Here is a 25,687-nt window from a genome sequence, read left to right as displayed (position 1 = left end):
TTGGCCTTCCTGCCGGTTCTGGTGAGGCTGTCCAGTAACATCACGGAGCTGCCTCTGCTCGGCTCGATTCCTTATCCGCTGGTGTTCGCCGCAGTGATCTGGTCGATCATGGGCACCGGCGTTCTCGCGCTTATCGGCATTCGCCTGCCCGGAATCGAATTTTTCAACCAGCGGGTCGAAGCGGCCTATCGCAAGGAGCTGGTGCTCGGCGAGGATGATGCGGCGCGTGCCAATGCTCCGACATTGAGCGTGCTGTTTAGCGACATTCGCAGGAATTACTTCCGGCTCTATCTGAACTTCATGTACTTCAATATCGGCCGGATCGTCTATTTGCAGACTGACGTCATATTTCCTTACCTCCTGCTCGCGCCCACGATCATCGCAGGCAAGATCACCCTCGGCGCAATGAATCAAATCCTCAACGCATTCACGCAAGTGCGAACCTCGTTTCAGTATCTCGTCAACTCGTGGAGCACGATTGTCGAACTGATCTCGATCGATCAGCGGCTGCGGAGCTTTGAAGCAAAGCTCCACGGGGAGCTACTGCCGTCGATCGAGACATATAAGGAAGCAAGCCACATGATTCCTATAGCTGTAGAGGAGTTGACGGACACCTGACCTTCCGTTCCGTGTCAATCGGTTGCAACGCTGCTGAATTGCTTAAGTTGTGAGAAGGGGCACTCGAGAGAATGGCGCTCGGCGTGGAGAAACTTAGCAACTGCATATCGGAACCCCCGTGACGTGTTGTTGTGGATGACTGCTAGCGCGCTGTTGCAGCGCGCGGACTGAGGCAAAGGGGCGGCGGATGGCTGTAGCGGCCATTACAGCCGCCGTGGGTAAGCTACAAAGCAGCCGCATCGCGTTCGACCTGCGGTCGAGCCAGCGGGTTCATGACACCGAAGACTTGCTCCGAGAAAACAGCCATGAATCTGATTTGCTCCTGGAAATGGGTTCTCAGAGTCCACACCGCCTAGCTCTACAAATAAGTATCAGCGTGTCGTAAGCTCGACATGTGAGTCAGACACGCCTCAACGGTGTTGTCCCGCGAGCCATCATAATCGTGTCGCACATGGTACTGGACACTGACTGACTACGCCAGAACGACCACGCGGGGATGTTTCAAACTTGATCCGCTCCATGGAATACGGTGCTAAACAGGTGGGTAGGCATTACGTGGGGCGGTGAGCCATGGTGACCGCCGGATGTGTCGGTGTCCATTCTGGTTCTGGCGGAACGGTAATCGAGCCCAGTGGCACCCAAGCTCGTTCTAGCGTCACTGGATCGCGCAGCTGGGCGAAAGTTTCGGTGCGAATATCGAGCCACTCGAACCAGCGATCCTGGACGGCGACAAGCTGGGCTGGCCGGAGCACGCCGAAATGATCTCGAAGAGAAATTCTTATCACTCGTAAGCTCAACTGTGAACCGTGCCAGAAGAGTTCAAGATGATGTTGCGTCGCGCTTCAACTACCAGAACTGGGATGTGACAACTCTGAGGCTGCGGACCAATCCGTTTCCGCCGAGCCGGAGCTCTGGCCGTGAACATGACCGCCAGATTGAACAGCGTGGATTCGCAAGCGTGGCTCGCCGACTATAGCAACCGCGCCGCACGTCCGGCTCAAAGGCGCGACGAACTCCTAAGCTGGAATTTGCGCGATCGGAACATGCAATCCACTAAGGCTGCCCAATTCACGGCCCGGCGATCCTCACCAAATGTTACGGACTTTTGTTGATAGCGTCAGCAAGCGTTGACTTGAAAACCAAAGGACCTATCCGCCGGATGCTTTCTTAAGCCGTCATGCATCCAGAATGAGCGGAGCACGAACTGTCACATTACCGAAACCTAGCTCTTGTACTTGTAGGCTCGGCCGTCTCCCTTATTCCCCCCGCTCCCTGGAGGGAAGAAGGTTTATTCCGCATGGCTTGCCGGGGGCCACCGGCCAGGCGGGCCGGAGCCGAGGTCGGCCAGATCTCCGTTGTTTTTGGATTGGCGGCATGACACCGAAAACCAAACTATGCGCTTTGTTGCGAGGTGTTCTGGACGATGCGATCGGGATGGTGCCCGAAGCAAACCGGACGTCTTCGTTGAAGGCGTGCCTCGCCGAAAAGGTATTAGCTCTGGCCGCACAAGGTCACTTGGATCCAACGGATCCAACTGTCTTGACGCGTCTCGCGCTACGGACTCTGCAGGACTCCTGTTGTGCTTGCTACGGGTGCGAACTGCAGAACCCCCTTCGAGGTGTGAAGGACCGAGAATGAACTCCAAACCTATTCCCCGCGCTCCGGCGTGGCTGACCGCCTGGGTTTCGGCGGGTTGCAAGGCGACGCGAGATTAGAGGTCTGCCGGCCATGGAGCTTGCGCCCGGCAGCGATGCCATCTGAGCGCAAGGGTTATGGCGTCCTGGCCGGAGAAACTCGGGTCAGTCCTGCTGTGGATGCCGCCTTGCTTCATCATGAGGTCGCCCGTGTCCGCGGCTGTCACTGACGTCGTTGCGTCCCGCCCGCGGCACAGATGATTTCTCCTCGATCCGCATCGGCGCTTCGCGTGCGATGTCGGCGATGTCGGAGGGCAGGGTGCTCGCCTGCTCGGTTGCCGCTAGTAGCCGAAGCAGGCGAGGCCGAGTGATCCGAAAGATCGGACGTGCCGGTGAGATGTTGGAAAGCCGAGCTGCCGATCGTCCGGGTTCGCGACAGACGCGGATGAGCCGATCTATTATGTCCTCAACGCTTGCAGGCGGATCTTGCCGTGGCCGCCTCAGCGGAGGCAGCTGTGTTCGACGATCTCGTCTGCCTGTGGACAGGGGTAGTCGCAAGGGCGACGAGCTCGGAACCTGCGTCGATGCCGCTGGAATGATACTGCTTGGCTTGCGGCTGCCGCCTTGCCAGGGTAAGCGCCTCCTTCTCCGGACGGCAAGCTCGGCAGCACTTGGCGGGGAACCGCCGGCTCAGCGCTGAGCACACTCGACACCGAAAGTCAGCCGTAATCGGGTCGCAGGCCAGCGAAAGGCGAAGGGCCGGGATCGCGCAGGCGGCGCTTGAATCTCACGTCCGAATTGCCTGAATGGCCGGGCTCTGAGCGGGCCATGCTTTCCTTCAAATGGCCCCGGCTGGGCCGGGGCCATCGACACAACTACCGATCAATATTTAAGGAGAATCGGACCGCCAAACTTATAGTTGACCCGTACCGTGATAAGATCGAGACCCTCGCGGATGCGATCGGCCCCACCAATGTTCCCGCTGAATTTCTCCGTGCGGGGCTGGAAGAACAGGTGGTCGTACTCGAAGCCCACCGTCCAGTTCGGTGCGAGGCCGTGCTCGAATCCGACCCCCAACGCACCGCCCCAAAGAACGTCACTTTTCTTACCGGCTCCTGCCACGGTCGAGCTGATCTGATGGATGTTGCTCGTGACTGCGGCGCCGCCTTTGCCGTAAAGTACGTTGTTCCCGAAGGCATAACCAATCTGCCCCGTCATGAGACCGAACGCGTCAATCTTAGTCTGGTTGGTAGTATCGGCAAACGCGATGCTGTGATTGGACCCGGTCAAATCAGCCCAGTTGCCCTGGCCCTCGACACCCAGCACGATCTGGCCCATCTGCCATCGATAGCCGATCTGGAAGCCCACGGTACCGCCTGTCGGATGATGACAGCCCTCGGGCGTGCTGCCAAGGTACTCCCAACAACTCGCGCCTGAGCTCAGACCACCGTTCACGCCGAAATAGTAAGCACTCCAATCGTAGATTGCAGCCGCGACAGGTCCCGGAGCGGTGGTGTAGAGAGGGCTGATGGGTTGCGTAGGCAGATCAGCACTGAATGCGGGGGCCACCGCAGCAAGCGCCACCGTACTGACTGTCATAAGCAACAAGTTCTTCATTTCTATTCCCATGTCTTGAGTGCCCCCGAGCCTGGTGCGTCTTAACAACGTGCACGCAAATTGCTGTAACTGCATCGCAACATTGGCGCTGGAAGAAATGCGTGAATCAAACGCTGCGTCAGGTTGCGGCATTGCAGATCTCTCCAACTGCTTGACCCCTTCGCTTGCGAGCGTAGATCAGCGCGGTGTCCTGCCTGTCGCGCACCCGACAACTTGACGGCATCGCTCCACTTCGCGACGCTAGTAGCGTGGTAGGTCGACGGGGCGCCCGGTATGTGCGTGTTCCAGCCGTTCGTGATCACGGATTCCAAGCCATCGTGATCGCCCATTCCAGAGCATCGTGATCACCGTTTCCAGCGGATCGTGATCGCTATTTCAGCGATTGCGATCGGGGTAACCAGGAGGCGCGCACCGTTGACAGTCTGCAACCCGGCTACTTTGGTCTTTTGCCTAACTCCGACTGCTTCAGCTATTCGTGGTTTTGCGAATGCTACAAGGAATGGGCCGGCCTCCTCAAGCCCATCCTGTCCCCAGGTCCATGTCGCCGGCGAGAAGCTGTTCGTCGACCATTCCGGCCACACCATGGAGCTGGTTGACGGAGTACGATACACGCCAGTCCTGCTCCGGCTCCGCGGATGAAACCGTCAATGCAGGAGCGATCGGTTGGGCTTTCGGTCAGGCGGCACCGACGGAGCAACGAACCCGGAAACTCTCACGCAAACAACCGCACACGTTCTTAATGTGGCTCAGTGGTGTGAGGTCCGCGATAGGATCTCCCGAATTCAGGCTCATAAGTGCCGCGGTTTTCGCCCATGGCACAAGTACGGGTCTGATTAGGTTGTGGGCGCGTCCGCTCCGCGGACCGGGCTCTATGAGCCAGCTTGCCGAGCCATGCTGTCTCGGCCCTTCGGATGACGATGCCTCGCGCAAGAGATGAAGTGCTCCTCGCCGGGGGCACTCGGAAAACGAGCTCGCATGTGGCGAGCGTTATTACTGCCCGTTCCCGCGTGCCGCTCAAACGCCGGTGTTGTCGCTGCACTCGTCCCGCATGCCCCTTCGGGCCGCTATGCTCGCGGCCGGGCTGACATTTCTCTCGAGGCGAGCTAGCTGTACACTGAAGCTGATCCCGAAGGCGCTGCGGCTCGCCATGAAAGGGACGTAGAAAAATCTACGCTTGTTCACGCTATCGCCCTCCAGCGCCCCAACGAAATCAAGCAGTTGGTATCCTGTTGCGATATCGTCAAACCAGAGTTTTCCGGCATCGTCTATCACGCCAACTATCTGCGCTTCATGGAGCGTGGACGGACCAATCATCTGCGACTGATGGGCGCCGAGCAGCAGGCATTGTTCGAGCAGGCCGAGGCGGAAGACGCAAGCTTCGCCTTCGTGGTGCGTTCGATGCATCTCGATTTCCTCAAGCCCGCGCGGATGGACGACGTGCTCGACGTCGTGACTTGGCCGGTCGCGGTGAAGGGCGCCTCCATCATGCTGGCGCAGGAGGTGCGGCGGGCCGAGAACGTGCTGGTGAAAGCCGAGGTGCGTGTCGCCTTCATCAGCGGTGGCCGCGCCCAGCCGATCCCGAAGTCGATCCGCGCCTTGATGAAGGCTGATCTGATTTCGTGATCGGGCGATAGCGGACGACCTCTCGACTCCCGCGCGCGCGGCGATAGATTGCACTTCCGCCAACAGATGAGGCCATCATGTCGCGCCCGCCGCTTCCGCCCTTCACCCGTGAGACCGCAGCGCAAAAGGCCCGCATGGCCGAGGATGCCTGGAATTCGCGCGCCCCGGTGCGCGTCTCGCTGGCCTATACCGAGGACAGCCGCTGGCGCAATCGCTCCGAGGTTTTTCAGGGGCGCGAAGCCATCGTCGCGTTCCTCACCCGGAAATGGGAGAAGGAGCACGACTACCGCCTGATCAAGGACCTCTGGGCGTTCGACGAAAACCGCATCGCCGTGCGCTTCCAGTACGAATGGCACGATGCGAGCGGCCAGTGGTATCGCTCCTACGGCAACGAGCAGTGGGAGTTCGACGAGCACGGCCTGATGCGGCGGCGCGAGGCCTCGATCAACGACGTCGTGATTGCGGAGAAGGACCGGCGGTTTCACTGGCCCGCGCCCGGGCCGAGGCCTGCGGATGTGGTGGGGTTGGGGACGGATCCGTTCTGAGCCTTGCAAACAACTCTCTCCCCTCATGGTGAGGAGCCGCGAAGCGGCGTCTCGAACCATGCAGGCCCGGATTGCTGCAGCATCCGGGCCTCTATCCTTCGAGACGCGCGCGAGCGCGCGCTCCTCAGGATGAGGGGATGGATTTGTGCGCCAAAAATCTCGTAATCGCGCCACCAAGCTTGGCGTGATCCATCGGCTTCGCCAGTGACTCCCTCGCAGTGGCAACGACCGCGTCCGGCGCCTTGCCGACGCGCAGCTCGCAGCACACTTGCGCAAACTCAACGTCGAATTCCGGATGCGGCTGCAGGGTGAGCGTCGCGCCGTTGGCGTAGAGCAAGCCGGCATGCGGGGTGAAATCGGAGGAGAGGATCGTCAGCGCATCGTTCGGCGGCTCAATCACCTGGTCCTGATGCGAGCAGGCGATGGCGACCACTCCGCCGTCAACGACGCCGTTGTCCGGCAGCACCTGATAGACGTGCCGGCCGATGCCCCAGCCCTTCTCCGACTTGCGCACGGTGCCTCCGAGCGCCTGCGCGATCAATTGATGACCGAAGCAGACGCCGACCATCGGTGTCCGGTTGGCGTAGGCCGTGCGCACGAAATCTTCCAGCGGCGCGATCCAGTCGAGCCCGTCATAGACGCCGGCGGCCGCGCCGGTGATCAGCACCGCCTCCAAATTGCGCGGGTCAGGAAGCGCATCGCCATTCGGGATGCTGACGATGTCGATCGAGGTTGTCGGATCCTCAGCGCGGACCATGCGCCCGAACATGTCAGGGAACGAACCGTGGCGCTCGCGATATTTTTGTGGGACCTGCCCGGTCTCGATGATGGTGATGCGTGCCATGTGCCCTCGGGTAAAGGTCAATCCTAGTCGCTTCCTGCCCCATGCTGGTGTGGCGCTGTGCGCTCCAGCAGCGCACTCTCTTTCCGGACCTCGTCGAGAAACGCCTTGGCCAGGCGCGACAGCGGCTCGGCTTCCGACCATAGCATATAGGCCACCGCGTGCGTCGTCGGCGCGAACGGCCGCACGACGAGGCCGGTCCCGCCGTTCTGCCGCGGCGAGAAGGGATCGACCACCGCGGCGCCCACGCCGGCGGCGGCGAGCACGCAGGCCGTGTTGCAGTAGCGTACCTCGACGGTCGGCTGGAACGGCGCGCCGGCGCGGGCGAAACTGTCACGCACAGCTTCACCGAGTCGCGTGCCGCGCTCGAGCCCGATGAAGGGCAGGCCGGACAGATCCGCGGCCGAGATCACCGGCCGGTCGGCGAGCGGGTGCTGCGGCGGCAGCACGCACACCATCTCGCCGGTGTGCACCACCTCATGGGCGATGCCTGGATGATGTGTCAGCCCGAGCGCGAAGCCGAGCTCGGCGACGCGGTTGAGCACGCCTTCGATGATGCCCTCATAACGCCGCACGTCGAAGAACACCCGCGTCTCCGGGCGGCGGCGCAGGAAGCCTGACAGCGCCGAGGGGATGATGCTGTAGGCGAGCGGCGGCGTCGCGACCAGCGCGAGATGCCCGGAGCGGTTCTCGCGCAAATCGCGCACGCGGTTCTCGAGCTTTGCGTGCAGCGCGAAGATAGCTTCGCTCTCCTTGTAGAGCGCCATCGCTTCCGTGGTCGGAAACAGCCGGTTGTTGACGCGTTCGAACAGCGCAAAACCCGCCTGCGCCTCCATCGTCTTCAGCGCATTGCTGACTGCAGGCTGCGACAGCGCCAGTTCGTCGGCCGCCGCCACCGTGGTGCGGTGGCGGATGACGGCGCGGAGAATTTCGAGCTGGCGCAGGTTCATATCACTGCCGATTATACTCTGGGCCAAAACATCATAGCAGAACGAATTGATTTTGCAGCCCCGCTTCCGCGTAATGGCGGCGGATTTGCACGTCGCATCAAAGGGTTCATCCGCCCATTGAGGCGCCACTGCGCACAGATTGGAGGCAATCTTGGTTCGTGTCCTTCGCGCCGCCGCCGCACAGATGGGGCCGACGCAAAAAGCCGATACGCGCGAGCATACGCTGTCGCGGATGCTTGCGCTGCTGGAGGAGGCCGCCGGCCGCGGCGCCAGCCTTGTGGTGTTTCCCGAGCTTGCCTTCACCACATTCTTTCCGCGCTGGCTGCTCGAAGGCGAGGCGCTCGACCATTATTTCGAACGCGGCATGCCGAACCCGAACGTCGCCGCCCTGTTCGATCGTGCGCGTGCGCTGCGCGTCGGCTTCTATGTCGGCTATGCCGAACTGACGCCGGATGGACGCCGCTACAATTGCGCCATCCTGGTCGATCGCGACGGCGAGCTGCTCGGCCGGTATCGCAAGGTGCATCTGCCGGGCTCGGTCGAGCCGCGACAAGGTGCGCGCTACCAGCAGCTCGAGAAGCGCTATTTCGAGTATGGCGATCTCGGCTTTCCAGCCTTCCGCTCCGGATCGGCCTGGGCCCACGCCATCATGGGCATGATGATCTGCAACGATCGCCGCTGGCCGGAATCCTGGCGCGTGCTTGGCCTGCAGGGCGTCGAGCTTGTCTGCATCGGCTACAATTCGGCGGCCTATGATCCCAATGGCGGCGGCACGGAAGACGCCTCCTTGCGCACCTTCCATTCTACGCTGGTGACGCAGGCCAACGCCTACATGAACGCGACCTGGGCGATCTCGGTGGCGAAGGCAGGCGAGGAGGACGGCTCCGGGCTGATCGGCGGCTCCTGCATCGTCGATCCCAATGGCCGCATTGTCGCGCAGGCCGCAACGCTGACTGACGAGGTGATCGTCGCCGACATCGATCTCGATCTCTGCCGCCAGGGCAAGGACAAGATGTTCAACTTCGCTGCGCACCGGCGGCCGGAGCAATACAGGGTGATCACCGAACGCGCCGGCGTCATCGAGCCCGCGGTTCTCGACGCAGACTGACAGGACGTTCCAACAACGTTGGCAAAGGAGCCGATATGACGCGCCTCTCGTATTTCCTCGGCATCGCAGCGTTGGTGGCCGTGACGTCCGCGCAGGCGGCCGAGCTTCCGGCGGAGATCAAGCAGGCGGGCGCGTTGAAGCTCACGGTCAACTCGACCTACGCGCCGATGGAATACCGCGATCCCGCGACGAATGAGCTGGTCGGGGTCGACGTCGATCTGGCGAACGAACTCGCGAAGCGCCTCGGCGTGAAGATCGTCTGGAGCGAGACGCCGTTTGCCGAATTGATCCCGTCGCTTCAGACCAAGCGCGCCGACTTCATCATCTCCGGTATCTCCGATCGCGCCTCGCGGCGCGAGACCGCAGATTTCGTCGATTATCTGGGAACCGGCCCGCAGTTCTTCGTGATGGCCGAGAACGAAGCCAAGGCTGCGACCGATCTCTGCGGCAAGAAGGTCGGGACCACCCGCAGCACCAGTTTCCCGGTCGAGATCGAGAAGTGGAGCAAGCAGAATTGCGAGCCGGCCGGCAAGCCAGGGATCCAGTACGTGCCGGGCGAGAACTCGATCGACGTTCGCAACCAGCTCAAGCAGGGCCGCATCGACGCCGCCGTACAGGGCAGCGAGACGCTGCCTTATGCACAGACACAGGAACCCGGCAAATACCGCGTGATCGGCGAGCCCTTTGCCAAAGGCTATCAGGGCATCATGTTCCGCAAGGACGATACAGCGCTTCGTGAGGTCGTGACCGAGAAGCTCGCCGCGATGATCGCCGACGGCTCCTACAAGGCCGTTCTCGACAAATGGGGTCTCGGCGCCAACGCGGTCGCCCAGCCCATGCTGAACGCAGCGCCGCAATGAAGTCGGTACCGGCACTCGCGGAGGGTTTTCCCGATCTATCGGGGATGCGGATCGCGCGCAAGCCGCATTGGTTTCGCTGGATCAGCGCAGCGCTGATCGTTGCTGTGCTTGCATTGATCGTTCGCGCCTTTGCCCGCGGCCAGATCGAATGGTCCTATGTCAGCCGCTTCCTGACCGTAAAGGTGATCCTGGAAGGCATCGTCAACACCATGGTGATGGCGGTGCTGGCGATGGCGCTCGGCATCTTCCTCGGCGTGGTGGTCGCGATCATGCGGCTGTCGCCCAATCCGGTGCTGAAGACCGTCGCAGCTGGCTACACCTGGTTTTTCCGCGGCACACCGCTGATCCTGCAACTGCTGCTGTGGTTCAATCTCGCGCTGGTGTTTCCGACCATCGGCATTCCCGGCCTTTGGAGCGCGCGCGCCGTCGACGTCATGACGCCGTTCCTTGCCGCGCTGCTTGGGCTCGGCATCAACCAGGGCGCCTATACGTCGGAAGTGATGCGCGCCGGCATGCTGTCGGTCGATATCGGGCAATATGAGGCGGCGCAGGCGATCGGCATGGGACGCTTGCGAGCGCTGCGCCGCATCGTCTTGCCGCAGGCGATGCGGGTGGTGATCCCGCCGCTCGGCAACGAGTTCATCGGCATGGTGAAGGCGACCTCGCTCGCCAGCGTCATCCAGTATCCGGAACTGCTGCACAACGCCGAAAACATCTACTACGCCAATTCGCGCGTGATCGAACTCCTGATCGTGGCCGGGCTCTGGTACCTCCTCGTCGTCTCGGTCCTGACGCCGCTCCAGATGCTGCTCGAGCGCCGTTTTGCGCGTGGCACATTGCGGCTCGCACGATGACAAAACCCCTCGTCGCGATCCGCTCCGTCAGCAAGAGTTTTGGCGAGTTTCAGGCTCTCAAAAATGTCTCGCTCGACATCCGGCCCGGCGAGGTGATGTGTCTGATCGGAGCTTCCGGTTCCGGCAAGACCACACTGCTCCGCTGCATCAACCAGCTCGCCGCGATCGACAGTGGCGGCATCTGGCTCGATGGCGAGCTCTTGGGCGTGCGCGAGCAGGGCGGGCGGCTGCATCGCCTCACCGAGCGCGAAATCGGGCAGCAGCGGCTGAAAACCGGCATGGTGTTCCAGCGCTTCAACCTGTTTCCGCACAAGACCGCGCTCGAAAACATCACCGAAGGTCCGCTCCAGGTGCAGGGCCGAAAATCCGATGAGGTGCGTGCGGAGGCGATCGAGCTGCTGCGGCGCGTCGGATTGTCGGCCAAAGCGGACTCGTATCCCGCCCAGCTCTCCGGCGGCCAGCAGCAGCGGGTCGCGATTGCCCGCGCGCTTGCCATGAAGCCGATGCTGATGCTGTTCGACGAGCCGACCAGCGCGCTCGATCCCGAGCTCGTCGGCGAGGTCTTGGCGGTCATGAAGGAGCTGGCGCGGAGCGGCATGACCATGATGGTCGTGACGCACGAACTCGGCTTCGCGCGCGAGGTCGCCGACCGCGTCGTCTACATGGACCAGGGCGCGATCGTCGAGCAGGGGCGTGCATCCGATGTCTTGGGCGCGCCGCGCGAGGAGCGCACCAGGGCATTTCTTTCGGCAGTGATCTAGCATGGGGGCGTATTGATGAAGAGACTTCTGGTTACGGCAGCACTCGTTGGCGCCATGAGCGCTCCGGTCATGGCAGTCGAGCTGCCGGCGGAGATCGCCAAGCGCGGCAGCATCAAGGTCGCGCTGGTGCCGAACTATCCGCCGATGGAGTTCCGAGATCCCGCCACCAACGCGTTGTCCGGTTTCGACATCGATCTCGGCGAGGCCATCGGCCGCAAGCTCGGCGTCAAGATCGAATGGCAGGAGACCAGCTTTGCCGAGTTCATGCCGTCGATCTCGACCGGGCGGGTGGACGCCATCCTGTCCGGCTTCACGGACTATGCCAGCCGCCACGAGATCGCGTCTTTCGTCGATTATCTGCGCAGCGGTCCCCAGTTCTTCGTGCAGCAGTCGCGCAAGGCGGAGTTCAAGGACGCAGGCGCGCTCTGCGGCAAGAAGATCGGCGCCAGCCGCCGTACCATGTTCCCGGCGCAGATCGCTGCCTGGAGCGAGAAGAATTGCGGCACCAATCCGATCCAGTTCGTCGGCACCGACGGCTCGGCCGACGCCCGCACCCAGCTCAGGCAGGGCCGCATCGATGCCGCCGCCCAGGGCAACGAGACGCTGCCCTACATCATGGACCTCGAGCCCGGCACCTATGCGACTGTGGGCGAGCCCATCGCGCAGCAATTCACCGGCATCGCTCTGCCGGTCAAGGAAAAGGCGCTGCAGCAAGCCATGCTGGAGGCGGTCGATGCGCTGATCGCGGACGGCACCTATCGTACGCTGCTTGCCAAGTGGAAACTGACCGACAACGCACTCGAAAAGGCGACCATCAATGCTGGACAGTAAGGCGCTCCAGAGCATTCCGCTCGTTCCGGCCAACACCGCGGATCCTGCGCCGGAATACCCCTGGCCGAAGCCGTACAACTCGGCGATGTTCCTGTCGTTCGACGTCGACGCGGAGAGCGCCTGGACCAGCAAGGACGCGGTGCACGCGCAGCGGCTCATCACCATGAGCTATGGCGGCTATGAGGCGCGCGTCGGCACGCCGAAACTCCTGGAGCTGCTCGACCAGCTCGATCTCAAGGCGACCTTCTTCGTCACGGGATGGTCGGTCGACGCGCATCCGGCGATGGCCGAGTCCATTCTCAAGGCCGGTCACGAGATCGGCCACCACGGTTATCACCATCTCCTACCCGATCCCGGCGATCCCTGGATCGAGGAGGAGCTCGAGCGCGGTTTCGAGGCGCTCAAGCGCCGGCTTGGCGTCAGGCCGACCGGCTATCGCGCGCCTTACGGCGAGTTCACCGAGGAACTGCGGGTGGCGTTGGTGCGCCACGGCATCGTCTACACCTCCTCGTTTCGCGACGACGTGCGGCCTTATCGCCATCGTCTCGCCGACGGCAAGCCGGGCACGATCGAGCTGCCGGTGACCGCAAGCTATGACGACTGGATGCACGGCCTGTCCGCGCGCTTCAGCCCGCGCTCGATTTTTCCCAAGGAGCACGTGCTTTCGATCTGGAAGGACGAGCTTGACGAAACCAGAGACTGGGGCGCGATGGTGACGACGGTGCTGCATCCGCAATGCAGCGGCCGACCGATGCGGCTGCGCCTGCTGCGTGAGTTCCTGACCTACGCAAAGTCGTGCCCGGACGTCTGGATCACGACCGGTGAGAAGATCGCAGCCAACTTCCTGCGCCATGAGGCCGGCAAAAGTTGAGCCACGCCATGACCCGCATCCTTGTCATCAACCCCAACTCCTCCGCATCGGTGACGGCGGCGATCGACGACGCGGTCGCGCCGCTGCGCATCGCCGGCGGACCGGAGATCGAGGTCGTGGGCCTTGCCGAGGGGCCGCCCGGCATCAGCTCGCAACGTGACGCCGACAGCGTTGTGATGCCGCTGGTCAATCGTGTGTCGCGCGACGATGCGGATGCCTTCGTGCTGGCCTGCTTCAGCGATCCCGGCCTCCATGCGGTGCGCGAGGCGGCCGCCGGGCGCCCGGTGATGGGCATCGCCGAGTGCGGCATCTTTCGCGCGCTGATGCTGGGTGAACATTTTGGCGTCATCGCGCTGTCGCCGTCGAGCATCCGCCGTCAGCAGCGGATGGTGCGATTGATGGGCGTCGATAGTCGTTATGCCGGAAGCTGGTCGGTCGACGCGAGTGCGGCCGAGACGGCGGGCGCGGACATCCGGCGCCGGTTGATCGAAGCCGGCCGCGCGCTCGTCACGCAATGCCGTGCCGATGTCGTGGTGATGGGCTGCGCCGGCATGGCCTCGCATCGCGCGGCGATTGCCGATGCCATCGGCGTTCCCCGTGGTCGAGCCGGCGCAGCAGGCGGTGGCCGCTGCGATCGGTGCCGTCTTGCTGAACACGTAAGATCCTTCAGGAGCCTCTTGCAATGCCCGTCTCTCGCCGTTCGCTCCTCAAGGCCGCAGCCGCTGTACCGGCGCTGTCATTCCCGGGCATCCTGCGCGCCGAATCCCAGACCACGCTGCGCTTCATTCCCGTTATCGACCTCGCCTTCGTCGACCCCATCTATTCCACGGCACAGGTGTCGCGAAACCATGGCTTCATGGTCTACGACACGCTCTATGGCATCAGCTCTTCGCTCCAGGTCTCGCCGCAGATGCTGTCGGGCCATGTCGTCTCCGGCGACGGGCTGCAATGGGACCTCAGCTTGCGCGACGGCCTGTTCTGGCACGACGGCGAGCGCGTGCTTGCCCGCGACTGCGTCGCGAGCATCCGCCGCTGGGCCGCGCGCGACGGCTTTGGCGGTGAGCTGATGGAGGCGACTCACGAACTGTCGGCCACTGACGACCGCACCATCCGCTTCCGCCTCAAGCGTCCGTTCCCGCTGCTGCCGCAGGCGCTTGGCAAGGCCGCGATCAACGCGTGCTTCATGATGCCGGAGCGGCTGGCGAGCCAGGATCCGTTCAAGCCACTGACCGAAGTGATCGGCAGCGGCCCGTTCCGCTATCTCGCCGACGAGCGCGTGCAGGGCGCGCGCAATGCCTACGCCAAGTTCGAGCGCTATCAGCCGCGCACCGACGGCAAGCCGGATTGGACCGCGGGTCCGAAGATCGTGCATTACGATCGGGTGGTCTGGACCACCACGCCCGATGCTGGCACCGGCGTCGCCGCGCTGCAGACCGGCGAGCAGGATTGGCAGGAGACCACGCCGCACGATCTGCTGCCGATCGTCAAGGCTGCCGGGGACATCGAGACGCGCGTCCTTGATCCTCGCGGCTATGCCTGCATGCTGCGCCTCAATCATCTTCAGCCGCCGTTCGACAACCCCGCCGTTCGCCGCGCGCTCCTGGGGGCGATCGATCAATCCGGCTTCATGACCGCGGTGGCCGGTACCGATCCGAACTTCCAGGTCTCCCCGATCGGCTATTTCGCGCCGAACACGCCGATGGCGAGCGAGGTCGGCCTCGATGTGTTCCGCGGCCCGCGTGACTACGCCAAGGTGAAGGCCGATCTCAAGGCCGCGGGCTACAATGGTGAGAAGATCGTGGTGCTCGTGCCCACCAACTCGCTGGCGCAGAAGCCGCTTGGCGAGATCGCCGTCGACTCCTTGCGCAAGGCGGGCATGAACGTCGAATATGCCGGGCTCGATTTCGCCGTGGTGTTGCAGCGCCAGCTCAAGAAGGATCCGATCGGACAGGGCGGCTGGAGCGCCGCAGTGGGCAACTGGCAGGGCATCGACTGGCTCAATCCGGCCGGCAACACCAACATCCGTGGCGAGGGCAAGGTCGCCGGCTGGTATGCGAGCGAGAAGATGGGAGCCTTGCGCAGCCAGTGGCTCGCGGCCTCCGAGCTCGCGGAGCAGCAGCGCATCTGCCGCGAGATCCAGGCGGTGGCTTTCCAGGAAATCCCCTATATTCCGATCGGCCTGTACAAGCAGCCGACCGCCTATCGCAAAGCCATCACCGGCATTCTCGACGGCACCGCCGTCTTCTGGAACGTACGCCCCGCATGAGCACCTCAGCAATTTTCGGCAGCTATGTGCTGTCGCGCAAGGACGGCGCGCAGGAGGTGTTGCGCGACCAGTGGGTCCTGGTTGAAGGCAAGACGATCGCCGCGGTCACGCGCGACAAGCCGCAGGCCGACGAGGTGCATGACCGTCCCGGCCGCTTCGTTCTGCCGGGCCTCCTCAACCTGCACAATCACTGCTTCTCTGAAGCGGTGGCGCGCAGCCACACCGAGGACGGCAATGGCCGCAAGAACAACCAGAGCATCGTCTACACGGTGCTTTTGCCGCTGACCAAGCGCGGCGCTAATATCTTGTCGGCGGAAGAGCGCATGGCGGTCGCGCGGCTCGGCATTCTTCAACTCCTGAAGGGCGGCGCCACCACGGTGATGGAGCCGTTCCGGAATTCGATCCCGGAGATGTTCGACGCTGCGGAGGAGATGGGCATTCGTTTCTACGGCGCGCCCTATCTGTTCTCGACGTCCGACGCCAAGGCCGGTCCCGACGGCGTGGTTCGCTACTCCGGCGATGACGGCACCGCCGACATGGCGACCTGGGATTCGCTCTACCAGCGCTGGAACAATCGCGGCGACGGCCGCATCGGCCTTGCGATGAGCCCACACGCCACCGACACCTGCGGCCCCGATTTGTTGAAGGCCTGTGCCGCGCGGGCGCGCGAGCTTGGCGTGCCCATCACGACGCATATGGCGCAGAGCCGCGCCGAGGTCGAAACCATCGGCAAGCGCTATGGCGGCCGCACGCCGGCGCAATATCTCGACTGGCTCGGCCTGCTGGCGCCCGATCTGATGGCGGCGCACTGCATGTTCAGCACCGACGACGATCTCAGGCTGATGGCCGCGCGCGGCATGACGGTTCTCAACTGCCCGCGCGTGTTCGCGCGCGCCGGCGTCACCGCCGCGTTCAGCCGGTTTGCGGAGCACGGCGTTCGCACCGTGGTCGGCACCGACGGCTACAACATGGACCTGCTCGGCGAGCTCAATGCCGCCTCGTTGATCTCCAAGATCACCTCAGCGCGCGCCGATGTCGCGAACTCGCCCGAGTTGATCGAGGCGAACACGGCGATCGCCGCCGATGTCATCAAGCGACCTGACCTCGGCCGCATCGAGCCCGGCGCGACCGCCGACCTCACCATCGTCGATCTCACCCATCCGCATCTTCAGCCGCTGTTCGACCCGCGCCGCGCGCTGATCGCGCTCGCCAATCGCGCCAATATCGATCAGGTCATGGTCGACGGCCGTATGCTGGTCGATGCCGGCCGCTATCTTGGCGCCGACGAAGCGGCGATCACGGCGGCGGGGACGGCTGCGATCGGCAAGATCTGGGACCTGCCGGAGGCGCAGGCGGCGTTCAACGGCTGAGAGCTGCCTCCTCGAATTCCGCGAGCGACTTGCGCATGGTCTCGACCAGATCCAGCGCCACCGGCGAGGGGCTGCGCTGCGCCGGAAAGACCGCCGAGAATTCGAAATCGATGCGCGGCAGAAAGCGGCGCACGACGACGCCGCGGGTGGAAAATTCCTGCGCGGTGAAGGGATCGCAGATCGCGACCCCGAGCCCCGACGACACCATGCCGCACATGATCTCGGACAGCGCGGTCTCCACCCGCAGCACGCGGCGGACATCGTGACGGTGGAATATCTGATCGACGAGATGACGGCTCGACGAGCCCGCTGATAACGAGATGAAGGTCTCGCCCTCGAAGTCGTGCGGCTCCAAAACTTCCTTTTCCGCGAGGCGATGACCTGTCGGCAGCACGGCAACGCGCGCCGGCGCCGGCAGCTTCTGGCTCGGAAGGCCGGAATGCGCGATCGGCACCTCGGCAAAGCCGATGTCGCATTGATTGTTCAGCACCCAGTCGACCACGATCGGCGAGATCACACCGAAGAAGGCGAGGTTGAGGTTGGGCCGCTCTTTCAGAAAATGCCCGGCCAGTCGGGGCAGATAGCCATTCGACAGCGCTGGAAGTGCTGCGATCCGCAGTGAGCCGGTGCGGCGGCCGCGGATTTCCTCGGCTGCCGCGGTGATGCGTTCGAGGCCGACGAAGGAGCGCTCGACTTCGGTGTAGAGTGCCATTGCCGCAGCGGTCGGCACCAGGCCGGTGCCGCGCCGTTCGAACAACTCCATCTTCAACAGCGCCTGGAGGTCGCGCAGCAACCGGCTGACGGCAGGCTGCGTCACGGTCATCAGCGCCGCCGCCTCAGTCACGGTGCCGGTCAGCATCGTCGCCCGGAAGGCTTCCACCTGCCGCGAATTGATCCGCGCCATCCCGATTTCCATTCATAACATTTCAGCATGCAGAGGCTGCCATTATTCATTGGACGATGGAAGCCAGAGTTTGCGATCTTTTTCATCAGAGCTGGAGACGGCCCGCTTTTTCGGCAGATTGGAGGGGTTCAAACCTCCGGATCGCGCCAAAACCCGTCCACCAGGGGCCGGAGCCCTGGTCGGAGAGGGATTTGCGCGGAAGGAAATGCGGAAGGTTCAGCCAACGAGACTCGTCGGCACGTCACCTCATCCCGGTATGGAGATCGGACCACATGAAGACTTTTCGCCTTCTGACAGCGGTCAGCATCGCGGCTCTCATCGCCGCCCCGTCGGTCGCCACGGCCCAGCAAAAGACGCTCTATGTCGCCGGCTATGGCGGCTCGTTCGAAAAGACCATCCGCGACGAGGTGATCCCGACCTTCGAGAAGGAGAACGGCGTCAAGGTCGAGTACGTCGCCGGCAACTCCACCGACACGCTGGCAAAGCTGCAGGCGCAAAAGGGCAACCAGCAGATCGACGTCGCCATCGTCGACGACGGCCCGATGTACCAGGCGATCCAGCTCGGCTTCTGCGGCAAGCTCGAGGGCTTACCGGCCGATCTCTACGACACCGCCCGCTTCAAGGACGATCACGCGGTCGCAATCGGCATCGTCGCGACCGGCCTGATGTACAACACCAAGGTTTTTGCAGAGAAGGGCTGGGCGCCGCCGACCTCCTGGAACGATTTGAAGGACACGAAATACGCCAAACAGCTCGTGATCCCGCCGATCAACAACACCTATGGCCTCGAAGCGCTGGTGATGCTGTCGAAGATGAACGGCGGCGGCGAGTCCAATGTCGATTCCGGCTTCAAGATCTTCAAGGAGCAGATCAATCCGAACGTGCTCGCCTATGAGCCGTCGCCGGGCAAGATGACCGAGCTGTTTCAGTCCGGTCAGGCCGTGATCGCGGTGTGGGGCACCGGCCGCGTGCAGAGCTTTGCCAACACCGGCTTCCCCGTCGACTTCGTCTATCCGAAGGAAGGCGCCGCGACATTGCTGACGACCGCCTGTCCCATCACCAAGCCGAATGTCTCGCCACTCGCGGCGAGCTTCATCAAGAAGCTGCTCGACCCGAAAACCCAGCTGGTTTTGCTGAAGGACTATGGCTATGGCCCAGTGCTGAAATCGCTGGTGATCCCGCCCGAGCTCGGCAAGATGGCGCCGATCGGCGAGCGTGCCGCAAAGCTGTACAATCCGGACTGGACCGTCATCAACGAGAAGCGCGAGGAATGGACCAAGCGCTGGAATCGCGAGGTCGAGCGCTGATCGGTCATACCGGAGACAGTGCGATGGCCTATCTCGAGCTCGAAGGGGTCGCCAAGCAATTCGGAGCGCAGACTGTCGTCGATGACTTCAGTCTCGCGGTCGGGAAGGGGGAGTTCATCTCCTTCCTCGGCCCCTCCGGCTGCGGCAAGACCACGACGCTGCAGATGATCGCGGGCTTCCTCGACCCCACCCGCGGCGCAATCCGGCTGGAAGGCAAGGACCTGACCGCGATCCATCCGGCCAAACGCGGGCTCGGGATCGTATTCCAGAGCTACGCGCTGTTTCCGCACATGACCGCGGCCGAGAATGTCGCCTTCGGCCTCGAGATACGCAATGTGCCGCGCGGTGAACGGACCGAGCGTGTCCGCGCCGCGCTTGCGATGGTCGGGCTTGCCGGCTACGAGGAGCGTCATCCGCGCCGCATGTCCGGCGGCCAGCAACAGCGCGTGGCGCTGGCGCGCGCGCTGGTGATCAAGCCGAGCGTGCTGCTGCTCGACGAGCCGCTATCCAATCTCGACGCCAAGCTGCGCGAGGAGATGCAGATCGAGCTGCGCCAGATCCAGCGCACCATCGGCACCACCACGATCCTCGTCACCCACGACCAGAACGAGGCGATGTCGCTGTCCGACCGCATCGTGGTGATGAGCCAGGGCCGGATCGAGCAGATCGGCACGCCGCAGGAGACCTATGAGAAGCCGGCCTCGGCCTTCGTCTCGCAGTTTTTGGGCAAGACCAACGACTTTGCCGCGACGATCGATCGAACGAGTGCGCCTGCGCGATTGATCGCGGGCTCGTGGAGCGCGCTCGCGCCTGCCGGGCGCAGCGGTGCCGTCACCATCAGCATTCGCCCCGAGCGGATCGACTTTGGCGACGCAGGCCTCAGCGCAAAGATCGTCACGCGCATCTTCCAGGGTAATCACTGGCTGTTCCAGTGCGAGAGCGAATGTGGCCCGGCGACCGTGATCCGCCAGAATGACGGCCAGTCGCAGCCGGTCGAAGGCGAGGCAGTTCACCTCACCTGGCGGCCGGAGGACATGGGCGTGAGGGGCGCCGCATGAGCGCTTCTGCCGAGGAACGAAACGCGCGCACGCCCTGGGTGCTGACCGCGCCCGCTTTGATGCTGTTCGTCGGCGTGCTCCTGATTCCGCTCGCAATGACCGTGATGCTGTCGTTCCACGACTGGGGCCAGTACAAGGGCATCGAGCCCGTCTTCATCCTCAAGAACTGGCATGAGATCGTAACCGATCCCTATTACGCCGAGATGTTCGGACGGACGTTTCGCATCGCGATCCTGACCACGCTGCTCACCGCCGTGCTCGGTGCGCCCGAAGCCTACATTCTCAACCGCATGAGCGGACGCTGGAAGAGCGTTTTCCTGCTGGTCATCCTGGGGCCGCTGCTGATTTCCGTGGTGGCGCGGACGCTCGGCTGGGCGCTGCTGTTCGGCGGCAACAACGGGCTCGTCAACAAGCTGCTGATGTCGGCCGGGGTGATCCGCGCGCCTATCCCCTTCATGTTCACCGAAACCGGCATGGTGGTCGCGCTCGCGCACGTGATGATGCCGTTCATGGTGCTGTCGGTGTGGGCGGCGCTGCAGCGTCTCGATCCGCAGATCGAGAATGCCGCGCTGTCGCTCGGCGCCGGCCCCGTGACCATCATCCGCCGCATCATCATGCCACAGATCATGCCGGGCGTGCTGTCGGGGGCGATCATCGTGTTCTCGCTCTCGGCCAGTGCGTTTGCGACGCCCGCGATCATCGGCGGTCGCCGGCTCAAGGTCGCGGCGACGCTCGCCTATGACGAATTCCTCAACACGCTGAACTGGCCGCTGGGTGCGGCGGTCGCCACGCTGCTGCTGGCCGCGCTGGTCTTGATCGTCGTCGGCAGCAACGCACTGATCGAGCGCCGTTACGCCGAGGTGTTCCGATGAGCCGGAACGGGCCGCTCGCGCTGATCTTCCACACCATCTTTGTCATCGTCATGGTGGCGCCGATCCTCGTCGTCTGCCTCGTTGCGTTCACGCCTGAAGGCTTCCTGTCGCTGCCGACAAACGGCTTTTCGCTGCGCTGGTTCAGGGCGATCGCCAACTATCCCGAATTCGTCCATGCTTTCTGGGTCAGTCTTGGTCTTGGCGCACTGTCCTCCTTCGTGGCGCTGCTGTTCGCGGTGCCCGCGGCGCTGGCGATCGCGCGCTATCGGTTCCGCGGTCGAGACACATTGGCGGCGTTGTTCCTGTCGCCGCTGATGATCCCGCATGTCGTGCTCGGCATCGCATTCCTGCGCTTCTTCACCTCGGCTGGACTCGGCGGCAGCTTCGCCGCGCTGATCATCGCGCATGTCATCATCGTGTTTCCGTTCGCGCTGCGGCTGACGCTGGCGGCGGCGACCGGTATGGACCTCTCGGTCGAGATGGCGGCGGTCTCGCTCGGCGCCGGCGGCTGGACGCTGTTCCGCCGCGTGACGCTGCCGTTGATCCTGCCCGGCGTCATCAGCGGCTGGGCGCTCGCCTTCATCCAGTCCTTCGACGATCTCACCATGACCGTCTTCCTCGCGGCACCCGGCACCGAAACACTGCCCGTGCGCATGTTTCTGTACATCCAGGACAACATCGATCCACTGGTGACGTCGGTCTCGGCCTGCGTGATCGCGATCACCATGACCGCCCTCATTCTGCTCGACCGCTTCTACGGGCTCGACCGCGTGCTCGCCGGCAAGGGCGATACAGGGCGATAGGAGAATCCATGCGAACAGATTACGACGTCGCCGTCGTCGGCGGCGGATTGCTCGGCTCCGCCATCGCCTGGGGCCTCGGCCGGCTCGGCAGACGCGTCGCCGTGCTCGACGAAGGCGACATCTCCAAGCGTGCCTCGCGTGCCAACTTTGCGCTGGTCTGGGTGCAGAGCAAGGGGCTCGGCATGCCGGCCTATACGGTGTGGACCGTGCAGGCGTCACAGGCATGGGGAAGGCTTGCCTCGGAGTTGAAGCAGCAGACCGGCCTCGACGTCTCGCTTCAACAAAATGGCGGCTTTCACCTCACCCTCGGCGAAGACGAATTCGGCCAGCGTACCGAGCTGGTCAAGCGCATGCACAACCAGACAGGCGCCGCCGACTACAAGATGGAGATGCTGCCGGCGTCCGAGGTGAAGAAGGTGCTGCCGCTGATCGGGCCTGATGTCTCCGGCGGTAGTTTTTGTCCGCTCGATGGTCACGTCAATTCGCTGCGCACGTTCCGAGCGTTCCACACCGGCTTCAAGGCATTCGGCATCGATTATCATCCGGAGCGTCCGGTCTCGGCGATCAGCAAGAGTGGCGACGAATTCCGCCTGACCACGCCGCAGGGCGAGCTCCGTGCCGCCAAGATCGTGCTCGCCGCCGGCAATGCCAACCAGACGCTGGCGCCGATGGTCGGTCTCTACGCCCCGATGGGCCCGACCCGTGGCCAGATCGTGGTGACCGAGCGCACCATGCCGTTCCTGCCGCATCCGCTGACCACGATCCGCCAGACCGACGAGGGCACGGTGATGATCGGCGACAGCAAGGAAGACGAGCTCGACGATCGCGCGATGAAGCATTCGATCAGCGCCGTGATGACCGATCGTGCGCAGCGGATGTTTCCGCATCTCGCGCGGCTCAACGTGGTCAGGAGCTGGGCCGGCATCCGCGTCATGCCGCAGGACGGCTTTCCGATCTACGACCAGTCGGAGACGCATCCCGGCGCCTTCGTCGCCTGCTGCCATTCCGGCGTGACGCTCGCCTCCAACCACGCTTTCGAGATCGCGCGGATGGTCGCGCAGGGCGCGCTCGAGCCGGACCTGGTCGGCGCGTTCTCGGCCAGCCGTTTTGGTGCCGCCGGTGCTGCGAACAACAGCGGCTACTAGAGATATTGAAGGAACCCAGATGTTCAAACGATCCGAGCAGGACAAGCGGCCGCCGGTGCAAATCTTCGTCGATGGCGTCGCCGTCGCGGCGCGGCAGGGCGACACCGTCTCCGCGGCGCTGCTGGCCTCGAGCTGCGATGCACGCCGTTCGACCGCGGTGAGCGGCGCGCCGCGTTTGCCCTATTGCATGATGGGCGTGTGCTTCGATTGCCTCGTCACCATCGACGGCGTCGGCAACCGACAGGGCTGCCTGGTGCCGGTCACTGAGGGCATGCAGATCGAGATTCAGAAGGGCAAGCGGGAGATCGGGAAATGACTGTGGCTCCCAAACGCGAAGAATACGACGTCGTGGTGATCGGGGCCGGGCCCGCCGGCCTTGCCGCTGCTACGACGTCCGCCGAAGCCGGCCTGTCGACGTTGCTGCTTGACGAGAATGTCGGGCCCGGCGGCCAGGTGTTCCGCGCCATCTCCTCGACACCGGTGACCGAGCGCAATCAGCTCGGCGCCGACTACTGGGTGGGCGCCGAACTCGTGCAGGCGCTGCGCGGGAGCGACGCCGAGGTCATCCACCGTGCCACCGTCTGGAGCCTCGACCGCAACCTCGATATCGCCGTCTCGATCGGTGGCGCCTCCGCGTTCGTCAAGGCGAGGCGCGTGATCCTCGCGACCGGAGCGCTGGAGCGGCCGTTCCCGATTCCGGGCTGGACGCTGCCGGGCGTGATGACCGCGGGTGCCGCGCAGACGATGTTGAAATCATCGGCCCTGGTGCCGGACGGCCGCGCGGTGATCGCGGGGCAGGGGCCGTTGCTCTGGCTGCTCGCCGCGCAGATTTTGCGTCTCGGTGGCCGCATCGATCGCATTCTCGACACCACCGAGCGCGGCAATTATTCTGCGGCTCTCCCCCACGCCTTCGCGTTTCTGACCTCGCCCTATTTCGCCAAGGGCCTGTCAATGATGCGCGAGGTGAAGGCGAAGGTGCAGGTCGTCTCCGGCGTCACCGAACTTTCGGCATCCGGCGACGGCCAGCTCGCGAGCGTGAGCTATGTCGCCGGCGGCAAGCGCGAGACCATACCTGCGGATCTCTTGCTGCTGCATCAGGGCGTCGTGCCCAACGTCAATCTGGCGATGGCGGCCGGAATCGAGCATCGCTGGGATGATCTGCAATTGTGCTGGTCTCCGGTGCTCGATACCAGCGGAAATTCGTCGGTCGCGGGCATTGCGATTGCTGGCGACGGCGCCGGCATCGGCGGTGCGAACGCAGCCGTGGTGCGCGGCCGCATCGCGGCGCGCGCGGCCGTGGAGGCGTTGGCGCCTGCGGCCGCCGCGAAGCTTCCAGCAATGGCGAGCCTCCGCGCCGATCTTGCCAAGGCCGAGCGTGGCCGCGTTTTCCTCGACACGCTGTTCCGTCCGGCGCCGCAGTTTCGCATTCCCGCGGGCGACACCATCGTCTGTCGCTGCGAGGAGGTCACTGCCAAGGATATTCTCGACGCCGTCGCGATCGGCGCGACCGGGCCGAACCAGCTCAAGGCCTATCGCCGCACCGGCATGGGTCCGTGCCAGGGCCGGCTCTGCGGCCTCACGGTCACCGAGCTGATGGCGCAGGCGCGGGGCAAGAGCCCGCAGGAGATCGGCTATTACCGGCTGCGAGCGCCGGTCAAGCCGATCACGCTCGCCGAGCTTGCCGCCGTGCCGAAGAGCGAAGACGACATCAAGGCGGTGGTGCGCGGATGACGAAAAACGTGGATGCGATCGTCGTCGGCGGCGGCATCCACGGATGCTCGACTGCGCTGCATCTGTGTCTGGCCGGCCTGAAGCCGGTGCTGATCGAGAAGGACTATGCCGGCCGGCACGCCTCCGGCGTCAACGCCGGCGGCGTGCGCCAGCTTGCGCGGCACATCCCCGAAATCCCGCTTTCGATCCGCTCGATGGGAATCTGGGAGAAGATCACCGATCTCCTCGACGACGATTGCAGCTTTGAGAGCTATGGCCAGGTCCTCGTCGCAGAGAACGAGGAGGAACTCGCGATCTGCCGTGCACGTGTGGCCGAGCTCAACGCGCTCGGCTTTACCCACGAGGAGCTGATCGATGCGGCCGAGCTGCGGCGCCTCGTGCCTGCGGTCGCCGAGACCTGTCCCGGCGGCGTGGTCTCGCGCCGCGACGGCGCCGCCAATCCAGCGCAGGCGACGACCGCGTTCCGGCGCAAGGCCGGGCAGCTCGGTGCGACCGTGCGCGAGGGCGTTGCCGCCACGAACATCCGGCACATCGATGGCCTCTGGCATGTCGATGTCGGCGCCGAGACCTTTGCCGCGCCGGTGCTCGTCAATGCCGCCGGCGCCTGGGCCGGGACCATCGCAGCCGCGCTTGGTGAGCCCGTTCCGGTCGAAACCGTGGCGCCGATGCTGATGATCACCTCGCGCGTGCCGCACTTCATCGATCCCGTCGTGATCCTGCGGGGGCGCAAACTGTCCTTCAAGCAATTCAAGAACGGCACGGTGCTGATCGGCGGCGGCCATCTGGCGACGCCCTATCAGGATCGAAACGAGACGGTGCTGGACTGGAAGAGTCTCGCGACCAGCGCCCGCACCGTGTTCGAGCTGTTCCCGGTGATGCGCGACGCGACGATCATGCGGGCCTGGGCCGGTATCGAGGCGAAGATGAAGGACGACATCCCGGTGTTCGGACCGAGCAGCCGCCACAAGGGCCTCTATCACCAGTTCGGATTTTCGCTGCACGGTTTCCAACTCGGCCCCGGGGCGGGCGCCGTCATGGCGGAGCTGATCGTCAACGGCGGCACTCAAACCCGCATCGGCGATCTCGGCATCGACCGTTTCCACCCTTCCACGCTCTAG

General features: G+C 63.9%; 23 protein-coding genes and 1 pseudogene. 20 read left to right on the top strand and 4 right to left on the bottom strand.

Going from position 1 to position 25,687, the window contains the following annotated elements; all coding sequences use genetic code 11:
- Window positions 1–618 (top strand): SbmA/BacA-like family transporter (locus AC0L27_RS24880; protein WP_473320589.1); only part of this gene is annotated, 618 nt, incomplete at its 5' end.
- Between the two features lie 2,516 nt (window positions 619–3,134).
- Here the strand turns inward: AC0L27_RS24880 and AC0L27_RS24875 are convergent.
- Complete coding sequence (locus AC0L27_RS24875; RefSeq protein ID WP_473320593.1) at window positions 3,135–3,869, bottom strand: outer membrane protein; 735 nt, start codon at window positions 3,867–3,869, stop codon at window positions 3,135–3,137.
- A 1,218-nt stretch (window positions 3,870–5,087) separates the two neighbouring features.
- Here AC0L27_RS24875 and AC0L27_RS24870 point away from each other — a divergent pair.
- Both AC0L27_RS24870 and AC0L27_RS24865 read left to right on the top strand, forming a co-directional pair.
- The gene (locus tag AC0L27_RS24870) at window positions 5,088–5,492 is read left to right on the top strand and encodes a YbgC/FadM family acyl-CoA thioesterase (RefSeq protein WP_473320587.1); all 405 of its coding nucleotides are present in this window, start codon (window positions 5,088–5,090) and stop codon (window positions 5,490–5,492) included.
- A 77-nt stretch (window positions 5,493–5,569) separates the two neighbouring features.
- The gene (locus tag AC0L27_RS24865) at window positions 5,570–6,037 is read left to right on the top strand and encodes a nuclear transport factor 2 family protein (protein ID WP_473320585.1); all 468 of its coding nucleotides are present in this window, start codon (window positions 5,570–5,572) and stop codon (window positions 6,035–6,037) included.
- A gap of 124 nt (window positions 6,038–6,161) precedes the next feature.
- Here the strand turns inward: AC0L27_RS24865 and AC0L27_RS24860 are convergent, their stop codons facing one another.
- Window positions 6,162–6,881: a type 1 glutamine amidotransferase gene (locus AC0L27_RS24860; protein WP_354204622.1), complete on the bottom strand. Its 720-nt coding sequence runs from the start codon at window positions 6,879–6,881 to the stop codon at window positions 6,162–6,164.
- 23 nt (window positions 6,882–6,904) lie between these two features.
- Window positions 6,905–7,828, bottom strand: coding sequence for a LysR family transcriptional regulator (locus AC0L27_RS24855; RefSeq protein WP_354204624.1), 924 nt, complete (start codon window positions 7,826–7,828; stop codon window positions 6,905–6,907).
- Between the two features lie 151 nt (window positions 7,829–7,979).
- Here AC0L27_RS24855 and AC0L27_RS24850 point away from each other — a divergent pair, with 151 nt between their 5' ends.
- The 9 genes and pseudogenes from AC0L27_RS24850 to AC0L27_RS24810 all read left to right on the top strand — a co-directional run bounded on the left by AC0L27_RS24850 (window position 7,980) and on the right by AC0L27_RS24810 (window position 16,749).
- A complete protein-coding gene (locus AC0L27_RS24850) occupies window positions 7,980–8,936 on the top strand; it encodes an N-carbamoyl-D-amino-acid hydrolase (RefSeq protein ID WP_354204626.1) in 957 nt (318 codons plus the stop codon).
- Between the two features lie 35 nt (window positions 8,937–8,971).
- Window positions 8,972–9,796, top strand: a complete 825-nt coding sequence (locus AC0L27_RS24845; RefSeq protein WP_354256939.1) for an ABC transporter substrate-binding protein — start codon at window positions 8,972–8,974, stop codon at window positions 9,794–9,796.
- Window positions 9,793–10,650 (top strand): amino acid ABC transporter permease, encoded by an 858-nt coding sequence (locus AC0L27_RS24840; protein WP_354204628.1) that lies wholly within the window; start codon window positions 9,793–9,795, stop codon window positions 10,648–10,650. The genes AC0L27_RS24845 and AC0L27_RS24840 overlap by 4 nt, the downstream gene beginning before the upstream one ends.
- Complete coding sequence (locus AC0L27_RS24835) at window positions 10,647–11,411, top strand: amino acid ABC transporter ATP-binding protein (protein WP_354204630.1); 765 nt, start codon at window positions 10,647–10,649, stop codon at window positions 11,409–11,411. The genes AC0L27_RS24840 and AC0L27_RS24835 overlap by 4 nt, the downstream gene beginning before the upstream one ends.
- Before the next feature lie 15 nt (window positions 11,412–11,426).
- Window positions 11,427–12,242: an ABC transporter substrate-binding protein gene (locus AC0L27_RS24830; RefSeq protein WP_354204632.1), complete on the top strand. Its 816-nt coding sequence runs from the start codon at window positions 11,427–11,429 to the stop codon at window positions 12,240–12,242.
- Entirely contained in the window at window positions 12,229–13,113 is an 885-nt protein-coding gene (locus AC0L27_RS24825) for a polysaccharide deacetylase family protein (protein ID WP_354204634.1), read from the top strand. Before AC0L27_RS24830 ends, AC0L27_RS24825 begins: the two co-directional genes overlap by 14 nt.
- Before the next feature lie 8 nt (window positions 13,114–13,121).
- A pseudogene (locus AC0L27_RS24820) lies at window positions 13,122–13,773 on the top strand (aspartate/glutamate racemase family protein).
- A 22-nt stretch (window positions 13,774–13,795) separates the two neighbouring features.
- Window positions 13,796–15,379 carry an ABC transporter substrate-binding protein gene (locus AC0L27_RS24815; protein ID WP_354204638.1) on the top strand — a complete coding sequence of 528 codons (1,584 nt, stop codon included), beginning with the start codon at window positions 13,796–13,798 and terminating at the stop codon, window positions 15,377–15,379.
- Window positions 15,376–16,749, top strand: coding sequence for an amidohydrolase family protein (locus AC0L27_RS24810; protein WP_354204640.1), 1,374 nt, complete (start codon window positions 15,376–15,378; stop codon window positions 16,747–16,749). Before AC0L27_RS24815 ends, AC0L27_RS24810 begins: the two co-directional genes overlap by 4 nt.
- Here AC0L27_RS24810 and AC0L27_RS24805 read toward each other — a convergent pair.
- Complete coding sequence (locus tag AC0L27_RS24805) at window positions 16,739–17,653, bottom strand: LysR substrate-binding domain-containing protein (protein WP_354204642.1); 915 nt, start codon at window positions 17,651–17,653, stop codon at window positions 16,739–16,741. The genes AC0L27_RS24810 and AC0L27_RS24805 overlap by 11 nt on opposite strands.
- A 272-nt stretch (window positions 17,654–17,925) precedes the next feature.
- On the opposite strand from AC0L27_RS24805, the gene AC0L27_RS24800 reads away from it, so the two are divergent.
- From AC0L27_RS24800 to AC0L27_RS24765, 8 genes are read left to right on the top strand one after another with little or no spacing between them, the layout of a single operon-like run.
- Complete coding sequence (locus tag AC0L27_RS24800) at window positions 17,926–18,960, top strand: ABC transporter substrate-binding protein (protein WP_354204644.1); 1,035 nt, start codon at window positions 17,926–17,928, stop codon at window positions 18,958–18,960.
- 23 nt (window positions 18,961–18,983) lie between these two features.
- Window positions 18,984–20,018, top strand: a complete 1,035-nt coding sequence (locus AC0L27_RS24795) for an ABC transporter ATP-binding protein (protein WP_354204646.1) — start codon at window positions 18,984–18,986, stop codon at window positions 20,016–20,018.
- Window positions 20,015–20,890: an ABC transporter permease gene (locus AC0L27_RS24790; protein WP_354204648.1), complete on the top strand. Its 876-nt coding sequence runs from the start codon at window positions 20,015–20,017 to the stop codon at window positions 20,888–20,890. Before AC0L27_RS24795 ends, AC0L27_RS24790 begins: the two co-directional genes overlap by 4 nt.
- Window positions 20,887–21,693 carry an ABC transporter permease gene (locus AC0L27_RS24785; protein ID WP_354065880.1) on the top strand — a complete coding sequence of 269 codons (807 nt, stop codon included), beginning with the start codon at window positions 20,887–20,889 and terminating at the stop codon, window positions 21,691–21,693. The genes AC0L27_RS24790 and AC0L27_RS24785 overlap by 4 nt, the downstream gene beginning before the upstream one ends.
- 8 nt (window positions 21,694–21,701) lie before the next feature.
- Complete coding sequence (locus AC0L27_RS24780; protein ID WP_354204651.1) at window positions 21,702–22,838, top strand: NAD(P)/FAD-dependent oxidoreductase; 1,137 nt, start codon at window positions 21,702–21,704, stop codon at window positions 22,836–22,838.
- A gap of 19 nt (window positions 22,839–22,857) precedes the next feature.
- The gene (locus AC0L27_RS24775; protein ID WP_007614350.1) at window positions 22,858–23,154 is read left to right on the top strand and encodes a (2Fe-2S)-binding protein; all 297 of its coding nucleotides are present in this window, start codon (window positions 22,858–22,860) and stop codon (window positions 23,152–23,154) included.
- Window positions 23,151–24,569, top strand: a complete 1,419-nt coding sequence (locus tag AC0L27_RS24770; RefSeq protein WP_354204653.1) for an FAD/NAD(P)-dependent oxidoreductase — start codon at window positions 23,151–23,153, stop codon at window positions 24,567–24,569. Before AC0L27_RS24775 ends, AC0L27_RS24770 begins: the two co-directional genes overlap by 4 nt.
- A complete protein-coding gene (locus AC0L27_RS24765) occupies window positions 24,566–25,687 on the top strand; it encodes an NAD(P)/FAD-dependent oxidoreductase (protein WP_354204655.1) in 1,122 nt (373 codons plus the stop codon). Before AC0L27_RS24770 ends, AC0L27_RS24765 begins: the two co-directional genes overlap by 4 nt.

This window comes from Bradyrhizobium sp. Ken51 (genome assembly GCF_055807435.1).
Note: the sequence above shows the minus strand (reverse complement) of the source record. Positions and strands in the feature narration are given on the sequence as shown.